This window comes from Zhengella sedimenti (assembly GCF_046506625.1).
Lineage (GTDB): Bacteria > Pseudomonadota > Alphaproteobacteria > Rhizobiales > Rhizobiaceae > Zhengella > Zhengella sedimenti.
Genome location: NZ_JBKFFP010000001.1, coordinates 328,977 through 351,036, shown reverse-complemented (window position 1 = coordinate 351,036; position 22,060 = coordinate 328,977). Strand labels below are relative to the sequence as shown.

22 protein-coding genes are annotated in these 22,060 nt (G+C 65.9%); 9 read left to right on the top strand and 13 right to left on the bottom strand.

The features are described 5' to 3' along the window. Window positions 1-45: 45 nt before the first annotated feature. Window positions 46-537, bottom strand: coding sequence for a DUF2244 domain-containing protein (locus ACLB6G_RS01815; protein WP_410354398.1), 492 nt, complete (start codon window positions 535-537; stop codon window positions 46-48). Between the two features lie 22 nt (window positions 538-559). Between ACLB6G_RS01815 and nth the strand changes: the two genes are divergently transcribed. Beyond that, on the top strand, window positions 560-1,315 hold the full coding sequence (gene nth / locus ACLB6G_RS01810) for an endonuclease III (protein ID WP_410354397.1): 756 nt from the start codon (window positions 560-562) through the stop codon (window positions 1,313-1,315). Window positions 1,316-1,338: 23 nt separating this feature from the next. Here the strand turns inward: nth and ACLB6G_RS01805 are convergent, their stop codons facing one another. Then, the gene (locus tag ACLB6G_RS01805) at window positions 1,339-2,073 is read right to left on the bottom strand and encodes a sulfate transporter family protein (protein WP_410354396.1); all 735 of its coding nucleotides are present in this window, start codon (window positions 2,071-2,073) and stop codon (window positions 1,339-1,341) included. A gap of 144 nt (window positions 2,074-2,217) precedes the next feature. Here ACLB6G_RS01805 and ACLB6G_RS01800 point away from each other — a divergent pair, with 144 nt between their 5' ends. Then, window positions 2,218-3,210, top strand: coding sequence for an adenosine kinase (locus ACLB6G_RS01800; RefSeq protein ID WP_410354395.1), 993 nt, complete (start codon window positions 2,218-2,220; stop codon window positions 3,208-3,210). Window positions 3,211-3,216: 6 nt separating this feature from the next. On the opposite strand, the gene ACLB6G_RS01795 is transcribed toward ACLB6G_RS01800, so the two are convergent. The 3 genes from ACLB6G_RS01795 to hrcA form a co-directional block, all read right to left on the bottom strand. After that, window positions 3,217-3,891, bottom strand: coding sequence for a trimeric intracellular cation channel family protein (locus ACLB6G_RS01795; protein ID WP_410354394.1), 675 nt, complete (start codon window positions 3,889-3,891; stop codon window positions 3,217-3,219). Between the two features lie 90 nt (window positions 3,892-3,981). Further along, window positions 3,982-4,620: a nucleotide exchange factor GrpE gene (gene grpE, locus ACLB6G_RS01790; protein WP_410354393.1), complete on the bottom strand. Its 639-nt coding sequence runs from the start codon at window positions 4,618-4,620 to the stop codon at window positions 3,982-3,984. Window positions 4,621-4,722: 102 nt separating this feature from the next. Then, on the bottom strand, window positions 4,723-5,793 hold the full coding sequence (gene hrcA, locus ACLB6G_RS01785; protein ID WP_410354392.1) for a heat-inducible transcriptional repressor HrcA: 1,071 nt from the start codon (window positions 5,791-5,793) through the stop codon (window positions 4,723-4,725). A 123-nt stretch (window positions 5,794-5,916) separates the two neighbouring features. Here hrcA and rph point away from each other — a divergent pair, with 123 nt between their 5' ends. Genes rph through hemW form a run of 4 tightly spaced genes read left to right on the top strand, consistent with a single transcriptional unit; the run spans window position 5,917 to window position 8,872 of the window. Beyond that, the gene (gene rph / locus ACLB6G_RS01780) at window positions 5,917-6,633 is read left to right on the top strand and encodes a ribonuclease PH (protein ID WP_410354391.1); all 717 of its coding nucleotides are present in this window, start codon (window positions 5,917-5,919) and stop codon (window positions 6,631-6,633) included. 3 nt (window positions 6,634-6,636) lie between these two features. Then, window positions 6,637-7,047, top strand: coding sequence for a VOC family protein (locus ACLB6G_RS01775; protein ID WP_410354390.1), 411 nt, complete (start codon window positions 6,637-6,639; stop codon window positions 7,045-7,047). After that, window positions 7,044-7,709: a non-canonical purine NTP pyrophosphatase gene (locus ACLB6G_RS01770; RefSeq protein WP_410354389.1), complete on the top strand. Its 666-nt coding sequence runs from the start codon at window positions 7,044-7,046 to the stop codon at window positions 7,707-7,709. Before ACLB6G_RS01775 ends, ACLB6G_RS01770 begins: the two co-directional genes overlap by 4 nt. After that, entirely contained in the window at window positions 7,706-8,872 is a 1,167-nt protein-coding gene (gene hemW, locus ACLB6G_RS01765; protein ID WP_410354388.1) for a radical SAM family heme chaperone HemW, read from the top strand. The genes ACLB6G_RS01770 and hemW overlap by 4 nt, the downstream gene beginning before the upstream one ends. Window positions 8,873-8,890: 18 nt before the next feature. Here the strand turns inward: hemW and dxs are convergent, their stop codons facing one another. After that, the gene (dxs, locus tag ACLB6G_RS01760) at window positions 8,891-10,822 is read right to left on the bottom strand and encodes a 1-deoxy-D-xylulose-5-phosphate synthase (protein ID WP_410354387.1); all 1,932 of its coding nucleotides are present in this window, start codon (window positions 10,820-10,822) and stop codon (window positions 8,891-8,893) included. A gap of 176 nt (window positions 10,823-10,998) precedes the next feature. After that, window positions 10,999-12,372 carry a cytochrome P450 gene (locus ACLB6G_RS01755; RefSeq protein ID WP_410354386.1) on the bottom strand — a complete coding sequence of 458 codons (1,374 nt, stop codon included), beginning with the start codon at window positions 12,370-12,372 and terminating at the stop codon, window positions 10,999-11,001. A 233-nt stretch (window positions 12,373-12,605) separates the two neighbouring features. Between ACLB6G_RS01755 and gyrB the strand changes: the two genes are divergently transcribed. Then, a complete protein-coding gene (gyrB, locus tag ACLB6G_RS01750) occupies window positions 12,606-15,065 on the top strand; it encodes a DNA topoisomerase (ATP-hydrolyzing) subunit B (protein ID WP_410354385.1) in 2,460 nt (819 codons plus the stop codon). 11 nt (window positions 15,066-15,076) lie between these two features. Then, window positions 15,077-15,892: an acyl-CoA thioesterase gene (locus ACLB6G_RS01745; RefSeq protein WP_410355145.1), complete on the top strand. Its 816-nt coding sequence runs from the start codon at window positions 15,077-15,079 to the stop codon at window positions 15,890-15,892. Between the two features lie 77 nt (window positions 15,893-15,969). Here the strand turns inward: ACLB6G_RS01745 and ACLB6G_RS01740 are convergent, their stop codons facing one another. Genes ACLB6G_RS01740 through ACLB6G_RS01715 form a run of 6 tightly spaced genes read right to left on the bottom strand, consistent with a single transcriptional unit; the run spans window position 15,970 to window position 20,653 of the window. Next, a complete protein-coding gene (locus ACLB6G_RS01740) occupies window positions 15,970-16,812 on the bottom strand; it encodes a class III extradiol dioxygenase family protein (protein ID WP_371274587.1) in 843 nt (280 codons plus the stop codon). Between the two features lie 2 nt (window positions 16,813-16,814). Continuing rightward, a complete protein-coding gene (locus ACLB6G_RS01735) occupies window positions 16,815-17,177 on the bottom strand; it encodes a protocatechuate 4,5-dioxygenase subunit alpha (RefSeq protein WP_410354384.1) in 363 nt (120 codons plus the stop codon). Between the two features lie 55 nt (window positions 17,178-17,232). Beyond that, window positions 17,233-18,123: an amidohydrolase family protein gene (locus ACLB6G_RS01730; RefSeq protein ID WP_410354383.1), complete on the bottom strand. Its 891-nt coding sequence runs from the start codon at window positions 18,121-18,123 to the stop codon at window positions 17,233-17,235. Between the two features lie 16 nt (window positions 18,124-18,139). Continuing rightward, the gene (locus tag ACLB6G_RS01725) at window positions 18,140-19,210 is read right to left on the bottom strand and encodes a 4-oxalomesaconate tautomerase (protein WP_410354382.1); all 1,071 of its coding nucleotides are present in this window, start codon (window positions 19,208-19,210) and stop codon (window positions 18,140-18,142) included. Continuing rightward, the gene (locus ACLB6G_RS01720) at window positions 19,203-19,895 is read right to left on the bottom strand and encodes a 4-carboxy-4-hydroxy-2-oxoadipate aldolase/oxaloacetate decarboxylase (RefSeq protein WP_410354381.1); all 693 of its coding nucleotides are present in this window, start codon (window positions 19,893-19,895) and stop codon (window positions 19,203-19,205) included. Before ACLB6G_RS01720 ends, ACLB6G_RS01725 begins: the two co-directional genes overlap by 8 nt. A gap of 23 nt (window positions 19,896-19,918) precedes the next feature. Beyond that, window positions 19,919-20,653, bottom strand: a complete 735-nt coding sequence (locus ACLB6G_RS01715; protein ID WP_410354380.1) for a PIG-L deacetylase family protein — start codon at window positions 20,651-20,653, stop codon at window positions 19,919-19,921. A gap of 153 nt (window positions 20,654-20,806) precedes the next feature. Here ACLB6G_RS01715 and ACLB6G_RS01710 point away from each other — a divergent pair, with 153 nt between their 5' ends. Next, window positions 20,807-22,036, top strand: a complete 1,230-nt coding sequence (locus ACLB6G_RS01710; protein ID WP_410354379.1) for a LysR family transcriptional regulator — start codon at window positions 20,807-20,809, stop codon at window positions 22,034-22,036. The last annotated feature ends 24 nt before the right edge of the window (window positions 22,037-22,060 follow it).

The window sequence follows — 22,060 nt, the reverse complement described above, 5'->3', positions numbered from 1 at the left end:
CGCAATGCCTCCTCGCCACCCGTTTCTTGCGTGAGATGAATACGTTCAGCCGCGCTTGACCGTGGCCAGCGCGCCGGCAAAGGCCTGCGAGAAGCTCTCCCGGTCATCCGGGTTGAGGAACGCACCAACGGGTACGGAAAGCCCGCGCTCGCTGACAGCCATGCCGGTGACGCCGATTTCCTCGTGCCGGCTGACATGGAACTTGGCCCAGAACGGGTTGAAGCGGTGCTCCGCGACCTTGCCGGACGGTTCGATCTTGCGGATCAGCATGGCATGGCGCCAGACCCGAACCTCTTCGCGTGCCCGCGCGGCGCGGTAGTTCAGCCGGAAGGCGAGCCACAGCAGGAACAGGTCGAGCCCGAAGAAGCCGAGCACGGGCCATGCCCCGAGCGACCAGAAGAGGAGCCCGGTGGCGAACCAGATGGTTCCGAAGATGCCCATCACGACGTAGAACCCCGTCTTTCCCATCGAGCGATGGGGCGTCAGGAGCGCATCGAAAACCGGCTCTTCGCTGTCAACGGCGGTAGCGTGGTTCATGGCTGCATATTATAGGGGAAAAATGGACAAGCCAAACATCAAAAAAGCCGCATCCGTTTCGCCGTCACGGAAACGAAAGCCGGCCCGTGCGCGCACCCGCTACACAAGGGACGAGGTGCGCGAAATCTTCCGCCGCTTTTCCGTCCAGCGGCCCGAGCCGAAGGGCGAACTGGCCCATGTGAACCCCTTCACCCTCGTGGTGGCCGTGGCGCTGTCCGCCCAGGCGACCGATACCGGCGTCAACAAGGCCACGAAGGAACTGTTCAAGGTCGCCGACACGCCTGCGAAGATGCTGGCGCTCGGCGAGGAGAAGGTCGGCGAATACATCCGCACCATCGGCCTGTGGCGCAACAAGGCGAAGAACGTGATCGCCCTGTCGCAAAAGCTGGTCGACGATTTCGGCGGCGAGGTGCCGCGGACCCGCGAGGAACTCGTCACCCTGCCTGGCGTGGGCCGCAAGACCGCCAACGTGGTCATGTCCATGGCCTTTGGCATTCCCACCATCGCGGTCGACACGCACATCTTCCGCATCGCCAACCGTATCGGCCTGGCGCCCGGCAAGACACCGGACGCGGTGGAGGAGAACCTCATGCGGGTGATCCCGGAGGACTACCTCTTCCATGCGCACCACTGGCTGATCCTGCACGGACGCTATGTCTGCAAGGCCCGCAAGCCGGACTGCGAGCGATGCGTCATCGCCGACATCTGCAAGGCGCCCGACAAGACCTGCGACGTTCCAGCCGCGCTGGTGGAATTGCCGCCCCAGGTGATCGGCTGACGCCGGCCGCCCGGTGGCAGGTTTCAGGCGGCCCGCGCGGCCTCGCGCGCGCCGAAATCCGGATCGGCCCTTGAAAGCAGCTTGTGCAGGTGGACCATCATGGCGGCGGCGAAAAGCGGCGTCATCAGGTTGAGCAGCGGCACGGCCAGGAAGGCCGCGATGATGAGGCCGGCCATGAAGACGGTCGTGGAATGCTTGCGCCGGAACAGTTTTGCCTCGGCTTCCGGACGGAAGCGCATGGCGGCGAACTCGAAGAATTCGCGGCCGAGCAGGTAGCCGTTGACGAGGAAGAAGGCGATCACGTTGACGCCCGGCACGAGCAGCAGCAGCAGCGCCACGATGTTGCCGGCGATGACCACGCCAAGGAACTTAGCGGAGAGGATGACGCCGCGGACCACCGGCACGGGCGTGCCGGGCCGGTCGGCCGGATAGTCCTCGCGTTCGACCACCTCGGCCACGTCATCGAGGAAGATGCCGGCGATGATGGCCGTCACCGGGGCCACCAGCAGCGCAAGGCCCAGCGCCAGGCCAAGGCCCGCGAAGAGCGCGGCGACGAAGCCCAGCCAGCTGGCCCATGAGGGCAGGCCCGGCATCAGCGTGTCGAGCCAGGGTAGGGCGAGCCATTCGAAGATTTCCTTCAGGCCGAACCAGGAGGCGATCAGCAGCAGCACGGTCAGGCCGATCGACTTGAACAGCACGGAACGGAATTCCGGCGTGAACAGGCGGCTGGCGGCAAGCCTTGCGGCGTCGAGGATCATGATCGTCTCCTTGTCGGGCAGATTGTCACATGGGCATTGCCCGCCGGGCCTGCAAGCCCGGTTTTTCTTGCAATGCAGCATCGTTGCGGTAGAGACGAAGGGAACGGATACAAGGCCGAGCGGGCCGCAGCGGGGAAACCGGCGATGAGTGAATATGATGTCCTGTGCGTCGGCAATGCGATTGTCGACATCATTGCCCGCTGCGAGGATGATTTTCTCGTCGCCAACGGCATCCACAAGGGCGCCATGAACCTCATCGACGCCGAACGGGCCGAGGCACTTTACGCCGCCATGGGCCCGGCGGTGGAGATGTCGGGCGGCAGTGCCGGCAACACGGCCGCCGGCATCGCCTCGCTCGGCGGCCGGGCCGCCTATTTCGGCAAGATTTCCAATGACAGCCTCGGCCGCATCTTCACCCATGACATCCGCGCCCAGGGCGTCGCCTTCGACACCCGTCCGCTGGACGGCAATCCGCCGACCGCCCGCTCCATGATCTTCGTGACACCGGACGGCGAGCGCTCGATGAACACCTATCTCGGCGCCTGTGTCGAACTCGGTCCGGAGGATGTCGAGGAAGACAAGGCAAAGGGGGCGAAGGTCACCTATTTCGAGGGCTACCTGTGGGATCCGCCGCGCGCCAAGGAAGCGATCCGCCAGACCGCCGCTCTGGCCCACGAGGCCGGACGCGAGGTGGCCATGACGCTGTCGGACCCGTTCTGCGTCGACCGCTACCGCGACGAATTCCTCGACCTGATGCGCTCGGGCACGGTCGATATCGTTTTTGCCAACGAACACGAACTGAAGTCGCTCTACCAGACGGGCGATTTCGACACGGCCGTCTCGGCCATGCGGGCCGATTGCCGGCTTGCCGCGGTGACGCGGTCGGAAAAGGGGTCGCTCATTCTTGAAGGCGGCAGCACCATCCCCGTCGAACCCTTGCGCGTCGAAGAGGTCACAGACACCACCGGCGCCGGCGATCTCTACGCCGCCGGCTTCCTCTTCGGCTATACGGCAGGCCTGCCGCTGTCCACCTGCGGCGAACTGGGATCGCTGGCGGCGGGCATCGTCATCCAGCAGATCGGGCCGCGCCCTCAAGTCGACCTGCGTGGGCAGGCCCGCCAGCACGGACTGATCTGAAAACCGTCAATCCGTGTCCTTCTGCGTGTTCCGCAACACGCCGTCCGCCTTCAGTTCCGTCTCCGACCGGCCCGGCCGGGGCCGGTAGCCGGGAATGCGCCAGCCGAAGATGATGGCGCCGCCACGAACGCCGAAGGCAACGGCGAAACCGAGGCTCGCCGACAGCCAGACCGGCGCACCGGCAAGGCTGAGCGTGGTGAAGACCGCCGCGCCCGCCATGGCCGCGGTCACGTAGATTTCGGGCCGCATCAGCACCGACGGTTCACCGGCCAGCGTGTCGCGCGCCACGCCGCCGAATGTGGCTGTGAGCATGCCGGTGACGATGGCAATGGTGGCCGAACCCGTCGCCGCCAGGCCCTTGGCCGCGCCCATCACCCCGTAGGCGGCGATACCCACGGCATCGAGCCAGAGCAGCCAGCGGTAGCGGCTTTCCACCAGATGGGCGGTGAAGAAGACGGCGACGGCGATGGCCGCGCAGGTGAGGATGTAGGAGGGATCGCGCACCCAGAAGACCGGTGCCTGGCCCAGGATCAGGTCGCGCAGCGTACCGCCGCCAATGCCCGTGATGACGGCAAAGAACAGGAAGCCGATGATGTCGAGCTGCCGGCGCGAGGCGGCCAGCGCCCCGGTCGCGGCAAAGACCGCCACGCCGGCGAGATCGAGAAGGGTCAGCGCGTTCATCGCCAAGCCATGCCACGCGTTTTCGGCCCGCTCAACGAAAAAAGCGGCCCCGGGGGAGCCGCTTCCGTTTTGTCCTTGCGGAGCCCGGTGTCAGGCGTCGCGCTCGGCCTGCGGGTTCACCGGGCCGGGTTCGGCTGCCTGCGGCGCCGCCTTCGGCCCGCCGGACGAAACGCCGACCATGGCCGGGCGCAGCACCCGGTCGCCGATCACGTAGCCCGCCTGTACCACCTGCACGACCGTCTGGCTCGGCACGTCGGGATTGGGCACCTCGAACATGGCCTGGTGATAGTTCGGGTCGAAGCGTTCGCCTTCCGGGCTGAGTTTCTTCACGCCATGGCGTTCCAGCGCGCCGCCCATGTCGCGCGCGGTCATCTCCACGCCTTCGATGAGCGCGATGAACCCGGCCTCTTCGGAACGGCGGGCGTGGTCGGGCAGCGCCTCGATGGCGCGCGACAGGTTGTCGGCGACGCCCAGCATGTCGCGGGCGAAATTGGCGATGGCATAGGAACGGGCATCCGCCACGTCGCGCTGGGCGCGCTTGCGCAGGTTTTCCATTTCCGCCGCCATGCGCAGCAGCCTGTCGCGCAATTCGGCGTTTTCAGTCTCCAGCGCGGCCATGGCATCGTCCTTGCCCGCGTCTTGCGCGCCGGTTTGTGTTTCCATCTCCGGGTTTTCTTCGGTCATGCCGGTCTCGTCGGCCATTCCGGTTTCCTTGGAGGCATCTGTCATGTCAATCGTCCTGTAACTGCAGGGCTTTTGTCTTGCGTTGCGCCGCATATCGAGCTTTGACGGCCAAAAATCAAGACGCGCGCAGCGGTCGCCGGCTTGCACCTAGCGGATCATGCGGCTGATCACCTGCGCGGTATAGTCGACCACCGGCACGATGCGCGCGTAATTGAGCCGGGTCGGCCCGATCACGCCCAATGCGCCGACAACGCGCGATTCGGCATCCCGGTAGGGTGCCACCACCAGCGAGGAGCCCGACAGGGAGAAAAGCTTGTTCTCCGACCCGATGAAGATGCGCACGCCGGACCCTTCCTCTGCCAGGTCGAGGAGCTGCACCAGTGCTTCCTTCGTTTCCAGGTCATCGAAGAGGTGGCGCAGCAGGTCGAGTTCCGCCTGGGCCGAGATATGTTCCAGCAGGTTGGCGCGCCCGCGCACGATGAGCCTTGCCGGCATGCCCGAACCGTCGTCGGACCACACCGCGATGCCCCGTTCCACCAGATCAGCGGACAGCGAATCCAGCGCCTGCCGGGTTTTCTCCATGACCCGTGCGATTTCGCCGCGCGCCTCGGCGAGTGTCCGGCCGCGGATATTGGCGTTGAGGAAGTTGGACGCCTCGACAAGCTGGCTCTGCGTCACGCCGGCCGGCAGGTCCAGGACGCGGTTCTCCACGTCGCCGGACTGCGAGACGAGGACGGCGAGCGCCTTGCCGGGTTCGAGCTGGATGAATTCGATATGCTTGAGCGGCGCCTCGCTCTTGGCCGCCAGCACCAGCCCGGCGCCGCGCGTCAGGCCGGACAGCATCTGGCTGGCCTCCGTCAGCATGTGCTCCAGCGTGTGGCCGGCGCCCGATGCGGTGACCTGGGCGTCGATCATGCGCCGCTCGTCCTCCGACAATGCGCCCACTTCCATGAAGGCGTCGACGAAGAAGCGCAGGCCTGCCTGCGTGGGCAGCCGTCCCGCCGAGACATGGGGCGAATAGACGAGCCCGAGATGTTCGAGATCCGACATCACGTTGCGGATGGTGGCCGGCGACAAGGATTGCGGCAGCAGGCGCGAGAGGTTGCGCGATCCGACCGGTTCCCCGTCCTTCAGATAGCTGTCGACGATCAGCCTGAAGATGTCGCGCGCCCGCGCGTCGAGCATTTGCAGCGCGCTGTCGGTCACATGCTGTGTCATGGGTCAACCTTTGCCATAACAACGAATATATAATCGGACCGGCGGCGAACTCAATGTTTGCCAGCGCTACGGGGGAAGGCTAGAAGGCCAGTCAGACCCACAAGAGCGAGCCCGAGGTTTTCCATGCGTCCGTCGAAACGCCAGCCCGATGAAATGCGCCCCGTCCTGTTCGAACGCGGCGTGTCGAAACATGCCGAGGGGTCGTGCCTGGTGAAGTTCGGTGACACCCATGTGTTGTGCACCGCCAGCCTCGAGGAGCGCGTTCCCGGCTGGATGCGCAATTCCGGCCGCGGCTGGGTGACGGCCGAATACGGCATGCTGCCGCGCGCCACCGGCGACCGCATGCGCCGCGAGGCCTCGGCCGGCAAGCAGGGCGGCCGCACACTGGAAATCCAGCGCCTGATCGGCCGTTCGCTGCGCGCCGTGGTCGATCTCGATGCGCTCGGCGAGCGCCAGATCACCGTTGATTGCGACGTCATCCAGGCCGATGGCGGTACCCGCACCGCGTCCATCTCCGGCGGGTTCGTGGCACTGCACGAGTGTCTCTCCTGGATGGAGGCGCGCTCCATGATCCGCGTCGCGGATGTGCTGAAAGACCATGTCGCGGCCATTTCCTGCGGGCTCTACAACGGCGCTCCCGTGCTCGATCTTGATTACATCGAGGATTCCTCGGCCCAGGCGGACGCCAATTTCGTCATGACCGGAAAGGGCGGGATCGTCGAGATCCAGGGCACGGCCGAGGGCGAAGCCTTCACCGAGGAGGAATTCGGCCAGTTGATGGGCCTTGCCCGCAAGGGCATCAACCGCATTGTCGACCTGCAGAAGATGGCGATCGGCTGATCCATGCAGGCCCGCGGCATCCTCGAAACGGCGATCTATGCCGGCGACCTGGAGGCCGCCGAGGCCTTCTGGCGCGATGTGATCGGGCTCGAACGCATCCTGAAGGTCGAGGGCCGGCACGTCTTTTTCCGCTGCGGCGACGGCGTCCTCCTTGTGTTCAACCCGGATGCGACCGCAAGCCCGCCCTCCGACCCCAAAATGCCCGTTCCGCCCCATGGCGCCCATGGCCCGGGTCACGTCTGCATCCGCGCTTCCGGCGATGAGATTGATGCCTGGCGCGACCATCTGCAGGGCCACGGCGTGGCGATTGAAGCCGATTTCCGCTGGCCGAACGGCGCCCGCTCCATTTTCTTTCGCGATCCGGCCGGCAATTCCATCGAATTCGCCGAGCCATCCATCTGGGGACTTGAATGACCGCTGAAACCGCGCGCCCGCTGGAAAGCCGCGAGATCGTTGTCGCCACGCACAATGCCGGCAAGCTGGCCGAGATCCGCGACCTGATCGGCCCCTTCGGCTTCGCGGCGAAATCCGCCGGCGAACTGGGCCTGCCCGAGCCGGAAGAGACCGGCACGACCTTCGAGGAAAATGCAGCCATCAAGGCCCTCGCGGCGGCCCGGGCCACGGGCCTGCCGGCGCTGTCTGACGATTCCGGCCTGTGTGTCGATGCGCTCGGCGGCCAGCCGGGCGTCCATACCGCCGACTGGGCGCAGAAGGCCGACGGCACGCGCGATTTCGCCATGGCCATGCGCAATGTCGAGGAGCGCATGCAGGCGGCCGGAGCGGTGAACGAGGACCGGCGCACCGGCCGTTTCGTCGCCGTGCTGTGCCTCGCCTGGCCGGATGGTCATGCCGAGTTTTTCCGCGGCGAGGTGGAAGGCACGCTGGTCTGGCCCCCGCGCGGGACACAGGGTTTCGGCTACGATCCCGTGTTCCGGCCGCAAGGACACGAACGCACCTTCGGCGAGATGCCGGCCACCGAGAAGCATGGCTGGGAGGCCGGCCGTGGCGACCTCGGCCTGTCGCACCGCGCCCGCGCCTTCGCCCTTTTCGCACGCGAGAAACTGGGCGCTCAATGAGCCTGAACCGCGACGATGGAACGCCGGGATTCGGCGTTTATGTCCATTGGCCGTTCTGCGCGGCCAAATGCCCCTATTGCGACTTCAATTCCCATGTCCGCCACAAGCCGGTCGACCAGGACCGCTACGCCGCCGCCTTCCGCCGTGAACTGGCAGCCATGCGCGAGCGCACCGGGCCGAAGGAAGTGACCTCCATCTTCATGGGCGGCGGCACGCCCTCGTTGATGCAGCCGGCGACGGTTGCGGCGATCCTCGAAGCCATCGCGGAACTCTGGACCGTGCCGGACGGCATCGAGATCACCATGGAGGCCAACCCGCAGAGCGCCGATGCCGGGCGTTTTGCCGGCTACCGGTCGGCCGGGGTCAACCGGCTTTCGCTGGGTGTCCAGGCCCTGAATGACGCCGACCTGAAGTTCCTCGGCCGCCTGCATGATGCGCGCGAGGCCTTGCAGGCCATCGAACTGGCGCGGCGGACCTTCCCGCGCCTCTCCTTCGACCTGATTTATGCGCGTCCCGGCCAGACGCCGGCTGCGTGGAAGGCCGAACTGGAAGCGGCCATCGCCCATGCCGCCGACCACCTGTCGCTCTACCAGTTGACCATCGAGGAAGGCACGCCCTTCTTCGCGCTCCATGCCGCCGGAAAGATCAGCACGCCCGATGCCGAAACCGGCGCAGCGCTCTACGAAATGACGCAGGCGGTGACCGAAAGCCACGGCCTGCCTGCCTACGAGATTTCCAATCACGCCGCACCGGGCGCCGAAAGCCGGCACAACCTGACCTATTGGCGCTATGGCGAATATGCCGGCGCCGGTCCCGGCGCCCATGGGCGTTTCATCGAGGACGGCCGGCGCGTCGTCACCATGGCCGAGCGAAAACCCGAGGCCTGGCTGGAACAGGTGGAAGCCAAGGGCCACGGCATCGCCGATGGCGAGGTGCTGACCCGCGGGCAGGAAGCCGACGAAATGCTGCTGATGGGCCTGCGCCTGCGCGAGGGGCTCGACCTGGCCCGATACGAGATGCTTTCCGGACGCGGCCTGGAAGCGGAGCGCATCGCGCTCCTGCAGGGCGAGGGCCTGGTCGAAACCCTGGGCAATTCACGCCTGCGTGTCACGCCGGCCGGCATGATCGTTCTCGACGCCGTGGTCGCGGACCTGGCGCGCTGATCGCGCCTGCCGGAAAATTCACGCCCGCGATGGCGGCGTCGCGGCCATGGCTTCGTCCATCCCCAGTGCCGAAAGCGCCTGCGCCACGATGTGCGGCGCGTTGAGGCCGGCCTCGTCATACATCTTCGACGGGCTGTCATGCTGGATGAAGCTGTCCGGCAGCACCATGGACCGGATGCGCAGGCCATGGTCGAGATGGCCGCCTTGCGCCAGGAAGTGCAGCACATGGCTGCCGAAGCCGCCGACCGCGCCTTCCTCGACGGTGATCAGCACCTCGTGCTCGCGGGCCAGCCGCGCGATCAGGTCCTCGTCCAGCGGCTTGGCGAAGCGGGCGTCGGCCACGGTGGTCGAAAGGCCCCGCGTCTCCAGTTCTTCCGCCGCGCGGACGCACTCCGCCAGCCGCGTGCCAAAGGACAAAAGCGCGATCTTCGTGCCTTCGCGCACGACGCGGCCCTTGCCCAGCGCCAGCACCTGGCCGCGCTCCGGCATGTCCACGCCCACGCCCTCGCCGCGCGGAAACCGGAAGGCGGAGGGCCGGTCGTCGATGGCAAGCGATGTCGCCACCATGTGCTTCAGTTCCGCCTCGTCCGCCGCCGCCATCACCACGAAGCCGGGCAGGTTCGCCAGGTAGGCGATGTCGAAGGAGCCGGCATGGGTGGGGCCGTCGGCGCCCACCAGGCCGGCCCGGTCGATGGCGAAACGCACCGGAAGCCCCTGGATCGCAACGTCGTGGACGACCTGGTCATAGCCGCGCTGCAGGAAAGTGGAATAGATGGCGCAGACCGGCTTCATGCCCGCGCCGGCGAGACCCGCGGCGAAGGTCACGGCATGCTGCTCGGCGATGCCCACGTCGAATGTGCGGGCGGGAAAGCGCTTGCCGAAGAGATCGAGGCCGGTACCGGACGGCATGGCCGCGGTGATCGCCACGATGCGGTCGTCTTCTTCCGCCTCGCGGATCAGGCTTTCGGCAAAGACCCTGGTATAGGACGGCGCGTTCGATTTCGCCTTCTTCTGTTCGCCCGTCACCACGTCGAACTTGGCGACGCCGTGATACTTGTCGGCCGCCTGCTCGGCCGGCGCATAGCCCTTGCCCTTGCGGGTCAGCGCGTGAATGAGCACAGGCCCCGTGGCGCGCGCCCGGACCGTGCGCAGCACGGAGAGAAGCTGTTCCATGTCATGCCCGTCAATGGGTCCGACATAGGAAAAGCCCAGTTCCTCGAACAGCGTGCCGCCGACGACCATGCCCTTGACGAGGTGCTTTGCCCGCTCCGCGCCTTCGCGGAAGGGCGGCGGCAGAAGCTCCAGCGCGCTCTTGGCGATGGTCTTGAAATCCTGCAGCGGCTTTTCCGTGTAGAGCCGGGAGAGATAGCGCGACATGGCGCCCACCGGCGGGGCGATCGACATCTCGTTGTCGTTGAGGATGACGAACAGGCGCTTGCCCAGGTGCCCGGCATTGTTGAGCGCCTCGTAGGCCATGCCGGCCGACATGGCGCCGTCACCGATCACCGCGATGGCGTCACCCGTGTCCATGCCGAAGTCGCGCGCCGCGGCAAAGCCCAGCGCCGCCGAGATCGAGGTGGACGAATGGGCCGTGCCGAACGGGTCGTATTCGCTTTCCGTCCGCTTGGTGAAGCCGGATAGCCCGCCGCCCTGGCGCAGCGTGCGGATGCGGTCGCGCCGCCCCGTCAGGATCTTGTGCGGATAGGCCTGGTGGCCGACATCCCAGACGATCTTGTCGCGCGGCGTATTGAAAACCGAATGCAGCGCCACGGTCAGTTCGATGACGCCGAGCGAGGCGCCCAGGTGCCCGCCTGTCACCGAGACCGCGGAAATCGTTTCGGCGCGCAGTTCCTGGGCCAGGCGGGCAAGCTCGCCGTCCGTCAGGCGCTTGAGATCAGCCGGGCTTTTCACCTGGTCGAGAAGCGGCGTATGCGGCCGGTCCTGGGTCACGGTCTTTGCCCCTCCGGAAGTTGATGCCGCTGCGCGGGGCGCGCGGCAATGCATTTTTCTGCGGTCTCAACTAGTTCAGCCGTCACATCTTTGCAACGGGCGTAAAGACACCAGCGGGGTGCACCTTTGGCGCAAGTTGAGGCGGCGGCATGGCGTTTGAGCCGGTTTCGCCCGCCTCAGCGCGGTGTGGCGACCATCTGCAACCCGCCATCGGGCTGCGTCGTCAGTTTTTGCACCGGCCAGGGCTCCGGCGCGCCCGGTGCCATGGCGAAACGGAAGCGGCGCATCAGCACGCCCATGGCGATGACGGCTTCCTGCAGTGCGAAGGCGGCGCCGATGCAGATGCGCGGCCCCGCGCCGAAGGGCAGATACTGGAAACGGTCGATGGCCTCGCGGTTTTCCGGCCAGAAGCGCTCGGGCATGAAGGCTTCGGGCTTCTCCCACAGGAGGCGGTGGCGATGCAGCGTCCAGGGCATGATGAGCACCTGCGTGCCGGCCCTGATCGTGTCGCCCTGCCACTCGAAGTCCCGGATCGCCTCGCGGTTGATCGACGGGGCCGGCGGATAGAGCCTGAGCGCCTCCTCGAAGGCGGCACGCGTGAACGGCATGGCGGCGAGCCAGTCATAGGGATCGGGCACGCTCGCGGTCACCCGGTCCACCTCCTCCTCGATGCGCGCCCGCTCTTCCGGTGCATGCGCCAGAAGGTAGAAGGTCCAGCCGAGCGCCCGCGCGGTGGTCTCGTGCCCGGCGCCGATGAAGGTGATGATGTTGTCCTCCACCTCGTCGCGCGTCAGTCCGTCCGGTCCCTCCGCCTCCAGCAGCAGGGTGAGGAAGTCTTCCGGCGCATTGTCGCCGCGTTCCAGCTTGCCACGCCGCAATTCCATCGTCTCGCGCACGATCTGTCGGAAGAAGGCCAGCGCCTTGCGTCCTCTGAGCCGCGTGATGCGCGGCAGCCAGTCGGGCGCGGCCAGCAGGTCGAGCGGGTCGACACGGCCCATGGTTTCCAGCAAGCGCTCGACGCGGTCGCCGAATTGTTCCGGCTCACCGGCGATCTCGTTGGAGAAGAGCGTTTCGGCCAGGATCTCATAGGTCAGTTGCGTCATGTCATGGGCCATGTCGAAAGGCCCGTCCCGAGTCTCGTAGACCTTGGCGAAACGCTCCGCGCGCTCCAGCATGGGTCCGGCAAACCCGCGAATGTGGCGCGGTGTGAACACCGGCGCCATGGCCTTGCGTCCGCGCTTCCAGGTCTCGCCTTCCGCCGTCAGCAGGCCGTCGCGAAGGATCGGCCGCAGGATCTTCTGGCGCACCCGCGCCATGCGGAAATCGCGGGCATTTTCCACCAGGACATGGCGCACCAGCACCGGATCGTTGACGATGAGAAGCGGCCCGCCGATGCCGCCGCGGATATGGATGACCGGTTCGTTGTAGGAAGGCTCGCCCCAAAGTTCCAGCGGATTGCGATAGACGATGCGCACCATCTGCAGGAAGGAAGGGGGTGACGTCCGCGGTTTCGGCGCGGGCGGGAAAAAGGGCTGCGGGCGGCTGTCCATGGGCGTGTCACTCCGGCTCGCCTTGAAGATAGGTCGCTGCGCCCGGGTCCGCCAGTCGGCGGCTGGAAACAGGGCAGGGGACCGCCTTGCCGGGAAGGGCTGAAATCCCCAGCGCAATGGGGTTCCGGATTTGGAAAAAACCCTTGGGTCGCCTATATCTTGGGCATGTGCGCATGCATGATTCGCCTGCTGTCTTGCGCATTCCAGGACCCGAGAAGAAGAAACGGATCTCCATGAGCGAAACGCCCGAGACAACGCCCGGCGAAAGCCCGGAATATGGCGCTGATTCCATCAAGGTTCTCAAGGGCCTGGATGCGGTGCGCAAGCGCCCCGGCATGTATATCGGCGATACCGACGACGGTTCGGGCCTGCATCACATGGTCTATGAGGTTGTCGACAACGCCATTGACGAGGCGCTCGCCGGCCATGCCGACCGCGTCACCGTGACGCTGAATGCCGATGGATCGGTGACCGTGACGGACAATGGCCGCGGCATTCCCACCGACATCCATCCCGGCGAGGGTGTCTCGGCCGCCGAGGTCATCATGACCCAGCTTCACGCGGGCGGGAAGTTCGACCAGAATTCCTACAAGGTCTCCGGCGGCCTGCATGGCGTCGGCGTGTCCGTGGTCAACGCGCTGTCCGTCATGCTCCGGCTGAAGATCGCCCGCAAGGGCAAGTGGCACGAGATGACCTTCACCCATGGTGTGGCCGACGCCCCGCTCGCCGTCATTGGCGATGCCGGCGACTATACGGGCACCGAGGTGACCTTCCTGCCCTCGTCCGAGACCTTCACCAAGACCGAATTCGACTATGGCACGCTGGAACACCGCCTGCGTGAACTCGCCTTCCTGAATTCCGGTGTGCGAATCGTGCTCACCGACAACCGCCATGCCGATGTCCGGCAGGTGGAACTGCACTATGACGGCGGGCTGGAAGCCTTCGTGCGCTATCTCGACCGCGCAAAGAAGCCGCTGGTCGAGGCGCCGATCGCCATTCTCGGCGAGAAGGACGGCATCACCGTGGAAGTGGCGCTGTGGTGGAACGACAGCTACCACGAGAACGTGCTCTGCTTCACCAACAACATCCCCCAGCGCGATGGCGGCACGCATCTGGCCGGTTTCCGCGGTGCGCTGACGCGCCAGATCACCGGCTATGCCGATTCGTCGGGCATGATGAAGAAGGAAAAGGTGACGCTGACAGGCGACGATTGCCGCGAGGGCCTCACCGCCGTTCTCTCCGTCAAGGTGCCGGACCCGAAATTCTCCTCCCAGACCAAGGACAAGCTGGTTTCGTCCGAAGTCCGGCCCGTGGTCGAAAGCCTCATGAACGAGAAGCTTGCCGAATGGCTGGAGGAGCATCCGGCCGAGGCGCGGGCCCTGGTCGGCAAGGTCGTGGAAGCCGCCGCCGCCCGCGAGGCGGCCCGCAAGGCCCGCGAACTGACGCGGCGCAAGGGTGTCCTCGACATCACCTCGCTGCCAGGCAAGCTGGCCGATTGCCAGGAAAAGGACCCCGCCAAGTCGGAAATCTTCATCGTCGAGGGTGATTCCGCCGGTGGCTCCGCCAAGTCGGGCCGGTCACGCCAGAACCAGGCCATCCTGCCGCTGCGCGGCAAGGTGCTCAATGTCGAACGCGCGCGCTTTGACCGGATGATCTCGTCCGACCAGATCGGCACGCTGATCACGGCGCTCGGCACGGGCATCGGCAAGGACGAGTTCAACCCGGAAAAGCTGCGCTACCACAAGATCATCATCATGACGGACGCCGATGTCGATGGCGCCCATATCCGGACCCTGCTGCTCACCTTCTTCTTCCGCCAGATGCCCGAACTGATCGAGCGCGGGCACCTCTATATCGCTCAGCCGCCGCTCTACAAGGTGACGCGCGGCAAGTCTTCGGTCTACCTGAAGGACGAGGCGGCCTTCGAGAATTACCTGATCGAGAGCGGGCTGGACGAAGCATCGCTTGAACTGGGAACAGGCGAGGTGCGATCCGGGCAGGACCTGCGCGCCGTGATCGACGATGCGCTGGCCGTTCGAACCCTGGTCCAGGGCCTGCATTCGCGCTACGACCGCTCCGCCGTCGAACAGGCCGCGATTGCCGGTGCGCTCGATTCCGCCATCCTGGCCGATCCCGCCCGCGCTGCGGAGATGGCGGCCCGCATTGCCGAACGTCTCGATCTCATCGCCGAGGAAACCGAGCGCGGCTGGGAAGGGCGCGTCAGCCCGGCCAACGACCCCGATGCGTCGGGCTCCGGCGGCTATGTGCTGGAACGCACGGTGCGCGGCGTCAGGGAGGCCGTGCATCTCGATGGCGCGCTGATCGGTTCCGCCGATGCCCGTGCGCTGAACCGCTATGCCGCGCGTCTCGGTGAAATCTACGGCACGCTGCCGGTCCTGCGCCGCAAGGACAAGGCCGAAACCATTGCCGGCCCACTGCAATTGCTCGAAGGCGTATTCGCAACCGGGCGCAAGGGCATCCAGATGCAGCGCTACAAGGGCCTTGGCGAGATGAATTCCGAACAGCTCTGGGAGACGACGCTCGATCCCTCGGCCCGTTCCCTGCTCCAGGTCAAGGTGAACGACGCGACCGACGCCGATTCGCTCTTTGCCCGCCTGATGGGCGACGAGGTGGAGCCGCGCCGTGAGTTCATCCAGGACAACGCCCTGTCCGTGGCCAATCTGGACGTGTGACCTTGGACGCCGTGCAAGCCGTTCATCCCCTTGACGCCGCCATCGCGCTTGAGGAACTGGGGCCAGGCCGCTTCGCCGGAAGGACGTCGCCGGTCTATGCCAACATGGCCGGCCCCTTTGGCGGTGTGACCGCGGCGACCTTCCTCAATGCGGTCATGCTTCATCCTGACAATGCCGGCGATCCGGTAGCCCAGACGGTGAACTTCTGCGGCGCGATTGCCGATGGCGATTTCGAGATCGCCTGCCGGCTGGTGCGCGGCGGAAAATACACGCAGCACTGGCTGCTGGAACTGACGCAGCAGGGCGAGACGCGCGGCACGGCCACCATCGTCACAGGCGCGCGCGGCGAGGTCTTTTCCCATCACGACACCGCCATGCCCGATGCTCCGGCGCCGGAAACCGTGGACGTTATGCCCATGCCGGGCCCGCTCAAGTGGATCGACGCCTATGAGTTCCGTTTTGTCGAGGGCCGTCCGGAAATCGCGGCGGAACCCTTCGAGCCGTTGCGCGACAGCCGCTCGCTGTTGTGGATCGCCGACCGGCCGCGCCGCCCGCTCGATCACCTGTCGCTGGCCGCCATCGCCGACAGTTTCCTGCTGCGCCTTCTGAAGGTGCGCGGCACCTGGGCGCCCATGGGCACCGTGTCGCTGACCACCTATTTCCACGCCACGGCGGACGAGATCTCCCGGCACGGCGACGGCCCGGTCCTCGGCCAGGCCATCTCCAAGCGCATGCATGCGCAGTTCTTCGACCAGCACATGGAACTCTGGGCCGCTGACGGAACGCTTCTGGCCACCGGCGCGCAGGTCGCCTGGTACAAGACCTGACACGCGAATTCCGGTAAAGTGAAAAGGCCGGAAGCCTTGCTGCCTCCGGCCCTTGTTCATGGAAAAGGCAAAGTGCCTCAGGCGGCGCTCTCGAGAACCATCGTGCCTGCGCCCGTGTTCGAGATCGGGATGTGGTAATTCTCGGTGACCTTGGTCACCTTGTCGCCCAGCGCGCCGCGCATCATCATCCACATCAGGAATTCGGTGCCCTGCGCGCCGGCCTTCTCCACCAGTTCGTGGCGCGTGATCTTCGTCAGCGCGACGGGGTCGTCGACGATCTTCTCCATGCACATCTCGTCGAAGTCGCGGTTGATGAAGCCCGCCCGCTCGCCGTCGAGCTGGTGCGACAACCCGCCGGTGCCCAGCACCACCACCTTGATGTCCTCCGGCCAGGCGCGGATGGCGTCGCCCATCGCGCGGCCGAAATCATAGGCACGCTTGAGCGTCGGGATCGGGTGCTGCACGGTGTTGGCCGAAACGGGGATCACGCGCGGCATGTCCGGCCCGCGATCGGGCCAGAAAAGCTGCATCGGCACGGTGAAGCCGTGGTCGACCGGCAATTCCTGGCAGGACGTCACGTCGAACTCGTGTTCCACCATGTGCTCGATGATGTGCCAGGACAGTTCCGGATAGCCCGGATAGGGGGCCATGACGGGAAGCCCCCAGCCTTCGTCGGCATTCTGGTATTCATGTGCCGCACCAATGGCGAAGGTGGGCATCTGGTCCAGGAAGAAGGCGAGGCCGTGGTCGTTGTAGATGACCACCGCCACGTCGGGCTTGTGGTCGGCCAGCCATTGGTGAACCGCCGGATAGCCGTCGAAGAACGGCTTCCAGTAGGGATCGTCATAAAGCTTCTTCGCGATCGCGTTGCCGACCGCGGGAATGTGGGATGTGGTCAGTCCGCCGATGATCGTGGCCATGGTTACTTCCTCCCCGCCGCCAGCAGTTTTTCCTTGAAGGCTTCCGTCGTCATGCCGGTCTGCTGCGCGCCGACATCCTGCACCGAGAGGCCGAAAATGCCGGCGAGCTTTGCGAGATAGTAGATGTTGCCGCCCGCCTCGATCATCTTGAGGACATTGAGCGAGCGCACCGCGTCCTTCTGGGCGTCGGTCAGCTTGTATTTCGTCATGTAGGCTTCCGGGTCCGCCTTGAAGGCCGCCCGGTTGTCCGCCTCGTTGAACGAGTAGCACATCTTGTTGAGCTGGTAACCCTTCATGGCCTGGCGGCCGTCAAAGAGCGTTGTCCCCGGGATGGAGACGTGATGGTCGAATGGAGCCTGTTCCATGGGCCCTTCCTTTCTCGTCGTTTCTCCTGTCCCTCCGGGCACGCTGGCCCTTCTTTTATCGACCCCAGTAAAGGCGCATCGGGTTGTCCACCAGAAGCGCTTTCCGGAGTTCTTCGTTGACGGCGATCTTCGGGATGAAGTCGGTCAGCTTGCCGTCATCGGGCATGTGCGACTTCATGTTCGGGTGCGGCCAGTCGGTGCCCCACAACACGCGGTCCGGGAAGGTCTCCACGATCCGTCTTGCAAACGGCACCACGTCATCATAGCCGTCCGGCCCGGTGACGGACAGGCGCTCCGGACAGGAGACCTTCGACCAGATGTTTTCGTTGCCGGCCATCAGGTCGACGAAGCGCTGGAAACCGGGGCTGTCCACGCCGGCCGCGATGTCCGGCCGGCCCATGTGGTCGACGACGATGGTGGTGCGCAATTGCTTGAGGAAGGGCGTCAGGTCTTCGAGATCCTGCGCCTCGAAATAGACCACGATGTGCCAGCCGAGCGTGGCAATCTTGTCCGCGATGCCGAGGAAAACCGCCTTGGGCGTGGCGTCCACCAGCCGCTTGACGAAGTTGAAGCGCACGCCGCGCACGCCGGCCTCGTCCATCGCCTTGAGTTCATCCATGGTGATGTCCGGGCCGACGGAAGCTACGCCGCGCGCCTTGTCGCCGGCCGCGCGGCAGGCATCCACCAGCGCCCGGTTGTCCTTGCCGTGGCAGGTGGCCTGCACGATCACGTTGCGCGAGAAACCGAGGAAATCGCGCAGTTCGAACAGCTTTTCCTTCGGTGCGTCGCAGGGGGTGTATTTGCGCTCCGGCGCGTAAGGGAACACGTCGCCGGGTCCGAAGACGTGGCAATGGGCATCCACAGCGCCCGGCGGCGGCGTGAAGGCCGGCTTCGACGGGTTCGGGTGGAAGGGCAGCCAGTCCGGATCCATGGTGAATTGGGTCATTCTCTTTCCTTCGTCGTCAGGCGCCAAAGACGGTGCCGTCGAAAAGCTTGCGCGCGGTGCGCAATATGCCGGCGCTCTCCATCGTCCCGTCCTCGTTCATCTCGGCGATCACGGTCATCTCGCCGGTGGGATGCTCGATGGCGAGCGCCTTGCGGCTGCCCTCGGGGATGGACGCCATGTCCGCGGCCGGCGAACCGGGCAGCAGGCAGGCGGTTGCCACCGACACTGCGCCCAGCACGCCGATGGAGGCATGGCAGCGGTGCGGGATGAAGGTGCGCGTGGAAATCGCGCCGCCATTCAGCGCCGGGCTGACCATGGTCATCTTCGGCACGGATTTCCTTTCCACGTCGCCGAGATTCATCATCGGCCCGCATTTGAGCCGGATCGCTTCCAGCCTGGCGCGAAGGGGTTCGTTGGCTTCCAGTTCCTCGCGCGTCTCGGTGCCGGTGATGCCCATGTCCCCGGCCCGCAGCACGACGCAGGGCATGCCGTTGTCGATCATGGTCACCTCCACACCCTCCACCACGTCCACCGCATTGCCGGTCGGCAGCAGCGCGCCGCAGGAGGAACCTGCCGTGTCGCGGAAGGTCAGCGGAATGGCGGCAGCCGTGCCTGGAACGCCGTCGATGCGGGCGTCGCCCCGGTAGGTCACGCGCCCGCCCGGCGTCTGCACGCGGGCGACCGCGATCTGGCCGGTGTTCTCCATATAGATCGAGACCCCGGTCTCGCCGTCCTGTGCCGCCACGAGGCCGCGCTCGATGGCGAACGGGCCGATCCCGGCAAGGATATTGCCGCAGTTCTGCGCGTCGGTCACGATGGCCTGGTCGACGAAGACCTGCAGGAAGAGGTAATCCACATCCACGCCCGGCCGGTCCGATTTCCTTACAACCGCGACCTTCGAGGTCAGGGGATCGGCCCCGCCCATACCGTCGATCTGGCGGCTGTCGGGCGAACCCATCATGGCCAGCAGGAAGGCATCGCGCGCGGCCGTGTCGGAGGGCAGGTCGCCGGCCAGGAAATAACCGCCCTTGGAGGTGCCGCCGCGCATCCACATGCAGCGGATGCCACTATCGGGCGCCTCAGACATATTTCAGGCCCTTTTCGGCCAGCCGCCCGCGCATGTTGTAGATGTCGAGGCCGAGTTCGCCGGCGGCCAGCCGCTTGCGTTTCTCTTCCTCCGCATCCATGCGCTTGCGTGCCTTGGCCAGCACGTCGGCCGCTTCCTCCCGGCGCACCACGCAGACGCCGTCATCGTCGGCGACGATCACGTCGCCGGGGCGCACATATTCCCCGGCGCAGACGATCGGGACATTCACCGATCCGAGCGTCTCCTTGACCGTTCCCTGGGCGAACACCGCCTTCGACCAGACCGGGAATTTCATGGCCGTCAGGTCGCGCGTGTCGCGCACCCCGGCATCGATGATCAGGCCGACGCCGCCGCGCGCCTGCATGGAGGTCGCCAGCAGGTCGCCGAAATAGCCGTCCTCGCAGGGGCTGGTCGGTGCCAGCACGAGAATGTCGCCGGCCTTGACCTGCTCGATGGCCACGTGAACCATCCAGTTGTCGCCGGGCGGCGCGGAAATGGTGACAGCCGAGGCCGCCACCTGCGCACCGGAATAGATCGGCCGCATGTAGGAGGCCAGCAGGCCCTTGCGGCCCTGCGCCTCGTGAACGGTGGCGACGCCGGCTTCCGCCAGCCCCTTGATGACGTCCGGATCTGCCCGCTCGATGGTCTGGACGACGACGCCCGCTTGCGTGGTGGAACCGGCCATGGCCTTGCCTCCTTGTTCTGCGATCAGAGTTCGTCGACGGTGCGCGGGAAGACCGACTGGAAACCCTCGGCGAAACGCGCATTGCGCCCGCCCGACTGGCCGCCGGAATTGCGGCGGAAATGGTTGCCGCGGTTTTCCGCGACATTGGTGTAGAAGTGCCAGAGATGCTCCTGGCCCTCCATGCATTCGATGGCCGCCTTCTTCTTCTCCCAGACCGGGGTGATGTCGAGGAACACGTCCGGCTTCCAGCCCATCTGCTCGGTCTGGTGCGGCTCGAACAGGTAAAGCTGCGGCGCGCCGAGCACCTTCTGGCCCGGATTGTGGCCCCAGGCCTGGGCGATCATGCGGCATTCCAGCACGAACTTGGTCGTGTTCATGTGGTCGGTATTGTAGGGGTCCCACATCGAATGGCTCATCATGAAGGCCGGCTGGACGGCGCGGATGAGATCGACGGTCCTGTCGCGGGCTTCCGGCCCGAAATCGAGCGGGTAGTCGCCCAGGTCGAAGAACTGGATGTCATGCACGCCGAGCGCCTTGGCAGCGTTCTCCGCTTCCTTGCGGCGTGCGTCCTTGACCACCTGCAGCGTCATGCCGTCCTGCTTCCACAGCTTGGCGCTCTCGCCGCGCTCGCCATAGGACAGGCAGCAGACGGTGACGTTGTAGCCCAGCTCCTGGTGCAGGGCGATGGCACCGCCGGCCCGCCAGACGAAATCGGCGGCATGGGCGGAGATGATCAGGGCGGTCTTGTTGGCGGACATGTGCGTTTCCTTCCCGTGGCAGACGGCGGACTGCCGTGATGGTCGTTTTCTCACTGTAGCGCCGCCACCGGCCAGCCCGCCAATCCGAAGACAAGCCATGGCATAAGCTTTTGCTATAGGATATGATCCAGCGCAAACGCCCGGGGCTTTGTCATGACCGAAAACCTGCCCAATTTCCGACACCTGCGGGTCTTTCGCGAGGTTGCCCGTCTTCATTCGGTCAGCGCCGCCGCCGAACAGGTCCATCTGTCGCAGCCCGCCGTCACCCAGGCCGTTGCCAAGCTGGAGGGCGAACTGGGCGCAGCCCTGTTCGAGCGCCGCAGCGACGGCATGTACCTCACCGGGATCGGCGCCACGTTTCTGGAGCGCGTGGCGGCGGCGCTCGACCATGTGGAGGCCGGCGCCCGCGAGGCCAGCCGCGTCGGCCTTCGCCATGCCGGGCGCGGCTTCACGCGCTTCGACCGCCTGATCACCTCGGCGCAACTGCGTGCGCTGGCCGCCCTGTCGGACGCGTCGAACTTCTCCATGGCGGCACGCGCGCTCGGGGTTTCGCAGCCCTCGGTCCATCGCGCCGCGCGCAACCTGGAGAAAGTCACGGGAATCGAACTGTTCCGGAGTGCGCCCGAAGGCGTCTCGCTCACCCATGCCGCCCAGGCCCTCGCCCAGCGCACCAAGCTGGCCTTTGCCGAATTGAAGCAGGGCTTCGAGGAGATCGGCGAGCACCTGGGACGCGATTCCTCCGTCATCACGGTCGGATCGCTGCCGCTGGCGCGCAGTTTCATCATGCCGCGCGCGATAAATGCCATGGTCGCCGCCCGTCCCAATGTGCAGATCCGCGTCATCGACGGCGTATATGAAACCCTGCTGGCGCGCCTGCGCTCCGGCGAGATCGACGTCCTCATCGGTGCGCTGCGTTACCCGCCGCCGGCCGACGACCTGGCGCAGGAACGCCTGTTCGACGATCCGCTGACCATAGTGGCCGGATCCCGCCATCCGCTCGCCGGCCGGCGCAACGTGTCCATCGCCGAAACGCTGGACTGGCCGTGGGTGGCGCCGCCCCGCCCGACACCGGCCGGGAGCTACCTTTTCGATACGCTCCGCATTCACGAGCGCGAGCAGACACCGGTGCGTGTCGTGTCATCCTCGCTGGCGCTCCTGCGCGGCCTGCTGACGAGCGGCGACTACATCACCATTATATCGGCGCACCAGATCCGGCACGAGATCGAGCAGGGCCTTCTGGTGCCGCTCGATGTTCCCCTTGAAGCCAGCAGCCGTGCCATCGGCCTGACTTTCCGGGAGGGATGGCGTCCGACCCCGGCCCAATCGCTGTTTCTCGGCCTTGTCCGCGATGCCGCGCGCGAAGCGATCGGAAATCCTGCCTGAGTCTGTCGCTATACAGAAAATCAA

Excerpts from the sequence above, each read along its gene's own strand:
- ACLB6G_RS01815 (WP_410354398.1), bottom strand. The coding sequence starts at position 537 with ATGAACCACGCTACCGCCGTTGACAGCGAAGAGCCGGTTTTCGATGCG.
- nth (WP_410354397.1), top strand. The coding sequence starts at position 560 with ATGGACAAGCCAAACATCAAAAAAGCCGCATCCGTTTCGCCGTCACGG.
- ACLB6G_RS01805 (WP_410354396.1), bottom strand. The coding sequence starts at position 2,073 with ATGATCCTCGACGCCGCAAGGCTTGCCGCCAGCCGCCTGTTCACGCCG.
- ACLB6G_RS01800 (WP_410354395.1), top strand. The coding sequence starts at position 2,218 with ATGAGTGAATATGATGTCCTGTGCGTCGGCAATGCGATTGTCGACATC.
- ACLB6G_RS01795 (WP_410354394.1), bottom strand. The coding sequence starts at position 3,891 with ATGAACGCGCTGACCCTTCTCGATCTCGCCGGCGTGGCGGTCTTTGCC.
- grpE (WP_410354393.1), bottom strand. The coding sequence starts at position 4,620 with ATGACAGATGCCTCCAAGGAAACCGGAATGGCCGACGAGACCGGCATG.
- hrcA (WP_410354392.1), bottom strand. The coding sequence starts at position 5,793 with ATGACACAGCATGTGACCGACAGCGCGCTGCAAATGCTCGACGCGCGG.
- rph (WP_410354391.1), top strand. The coding sequence starts at position 5,917 with ATGCGTCCGTCGAAACGCCAGCCCGATGAAATGCGCCCCGTCCTGTTC.
- ACLB6G_RS01775 (WP_410354390.1), top strand. The coding sequence starts at position 6,637 with ATGCAGGCCCGCGGCATCCTCGAAACGGCGATCTATGCCGGCGACCTG.
- ACLB6G_RS01770 (WP_410354389.1), top strand. The coding sequence starts at position 7,044 with ATGACCGCTGAAACCGCGCGCCCGCTGGAAAGCCGCGAGATCGTTGTC.
- hemW (WP_410354388.1), top strand. The coding sequence starts at position 7,706 with ATGAGCCTGAACCGCGACGATGGAACGCCGGGATTCGGCGTTTATGTC.
- ACLB6G_RS01755 (WP_410354386.1), bottom strand. The coding sequence starts at position 12,372 with ATGGACAGCCGCCCGCAGCCCTTTTTCCCGCCCGCGCCGAAACCGCGG.
- gyrB (WP_410354385.1), top strand. The coding sequence starts at position 12,606 with ATGAGCGAAACGCCCGAGACAACGCCCGGCGAAAGCCCGGAATATGGC.
- ACLB6G_RS01740 (WP_371274587.1), bottom strand. The coding sequence starts at position 16,812 with ATGGCCACGATCATCGGCGGACTGACCACATCCCACATTCCCGCGGTC.
- ACLB6G_RS01735 (WP_410354384.1), bottom strand. The coding sequence starts at position 17,177 with ATGGAACAGGCTCCATTCGACCATCACGTCTCCATCCCGGGGACAACG.
- ACLB6G_RS01730 (WP_410354383.1), bottom strand. The coding sequence starts at position 18,123 with ATGACCCAATTCACCATGGATCCGGACTGGCTGCCCTTCCACCCGAAC.
- ACLB6G_RS01725 (WP_410354382.1), bottom strand. The coding sequence starts at position 19,210 with ATGTCTGAGGCGCCCGATAGTGGCATCCGCTGCATGTGGATGCGCGGC.
- ACLB6G_RS01720 (WP_410354381.1), bottom strand. The coding sequence starts at position 19,895 with ATGGCCGGTTCCACCACGCAAGCGGGCGTCGTCGTCCAGACCATCGAG.
- ACLB6G_RS01715 (WP_410354380.1), bottom strand. The coding sequence starts at position 20,653 with ATGTCCGCCAACAAGACCGCCCTGATCATCTCCGCCCATGCCGCCGAT.
- ACLB6G_RS01710 (WP_410354379.1), top strand. The coding sequence starts at position 20,807 with ATGACCGAAAACCTGCCCAATTTCCGACACCTGCGGGTCTTTCGCGAG.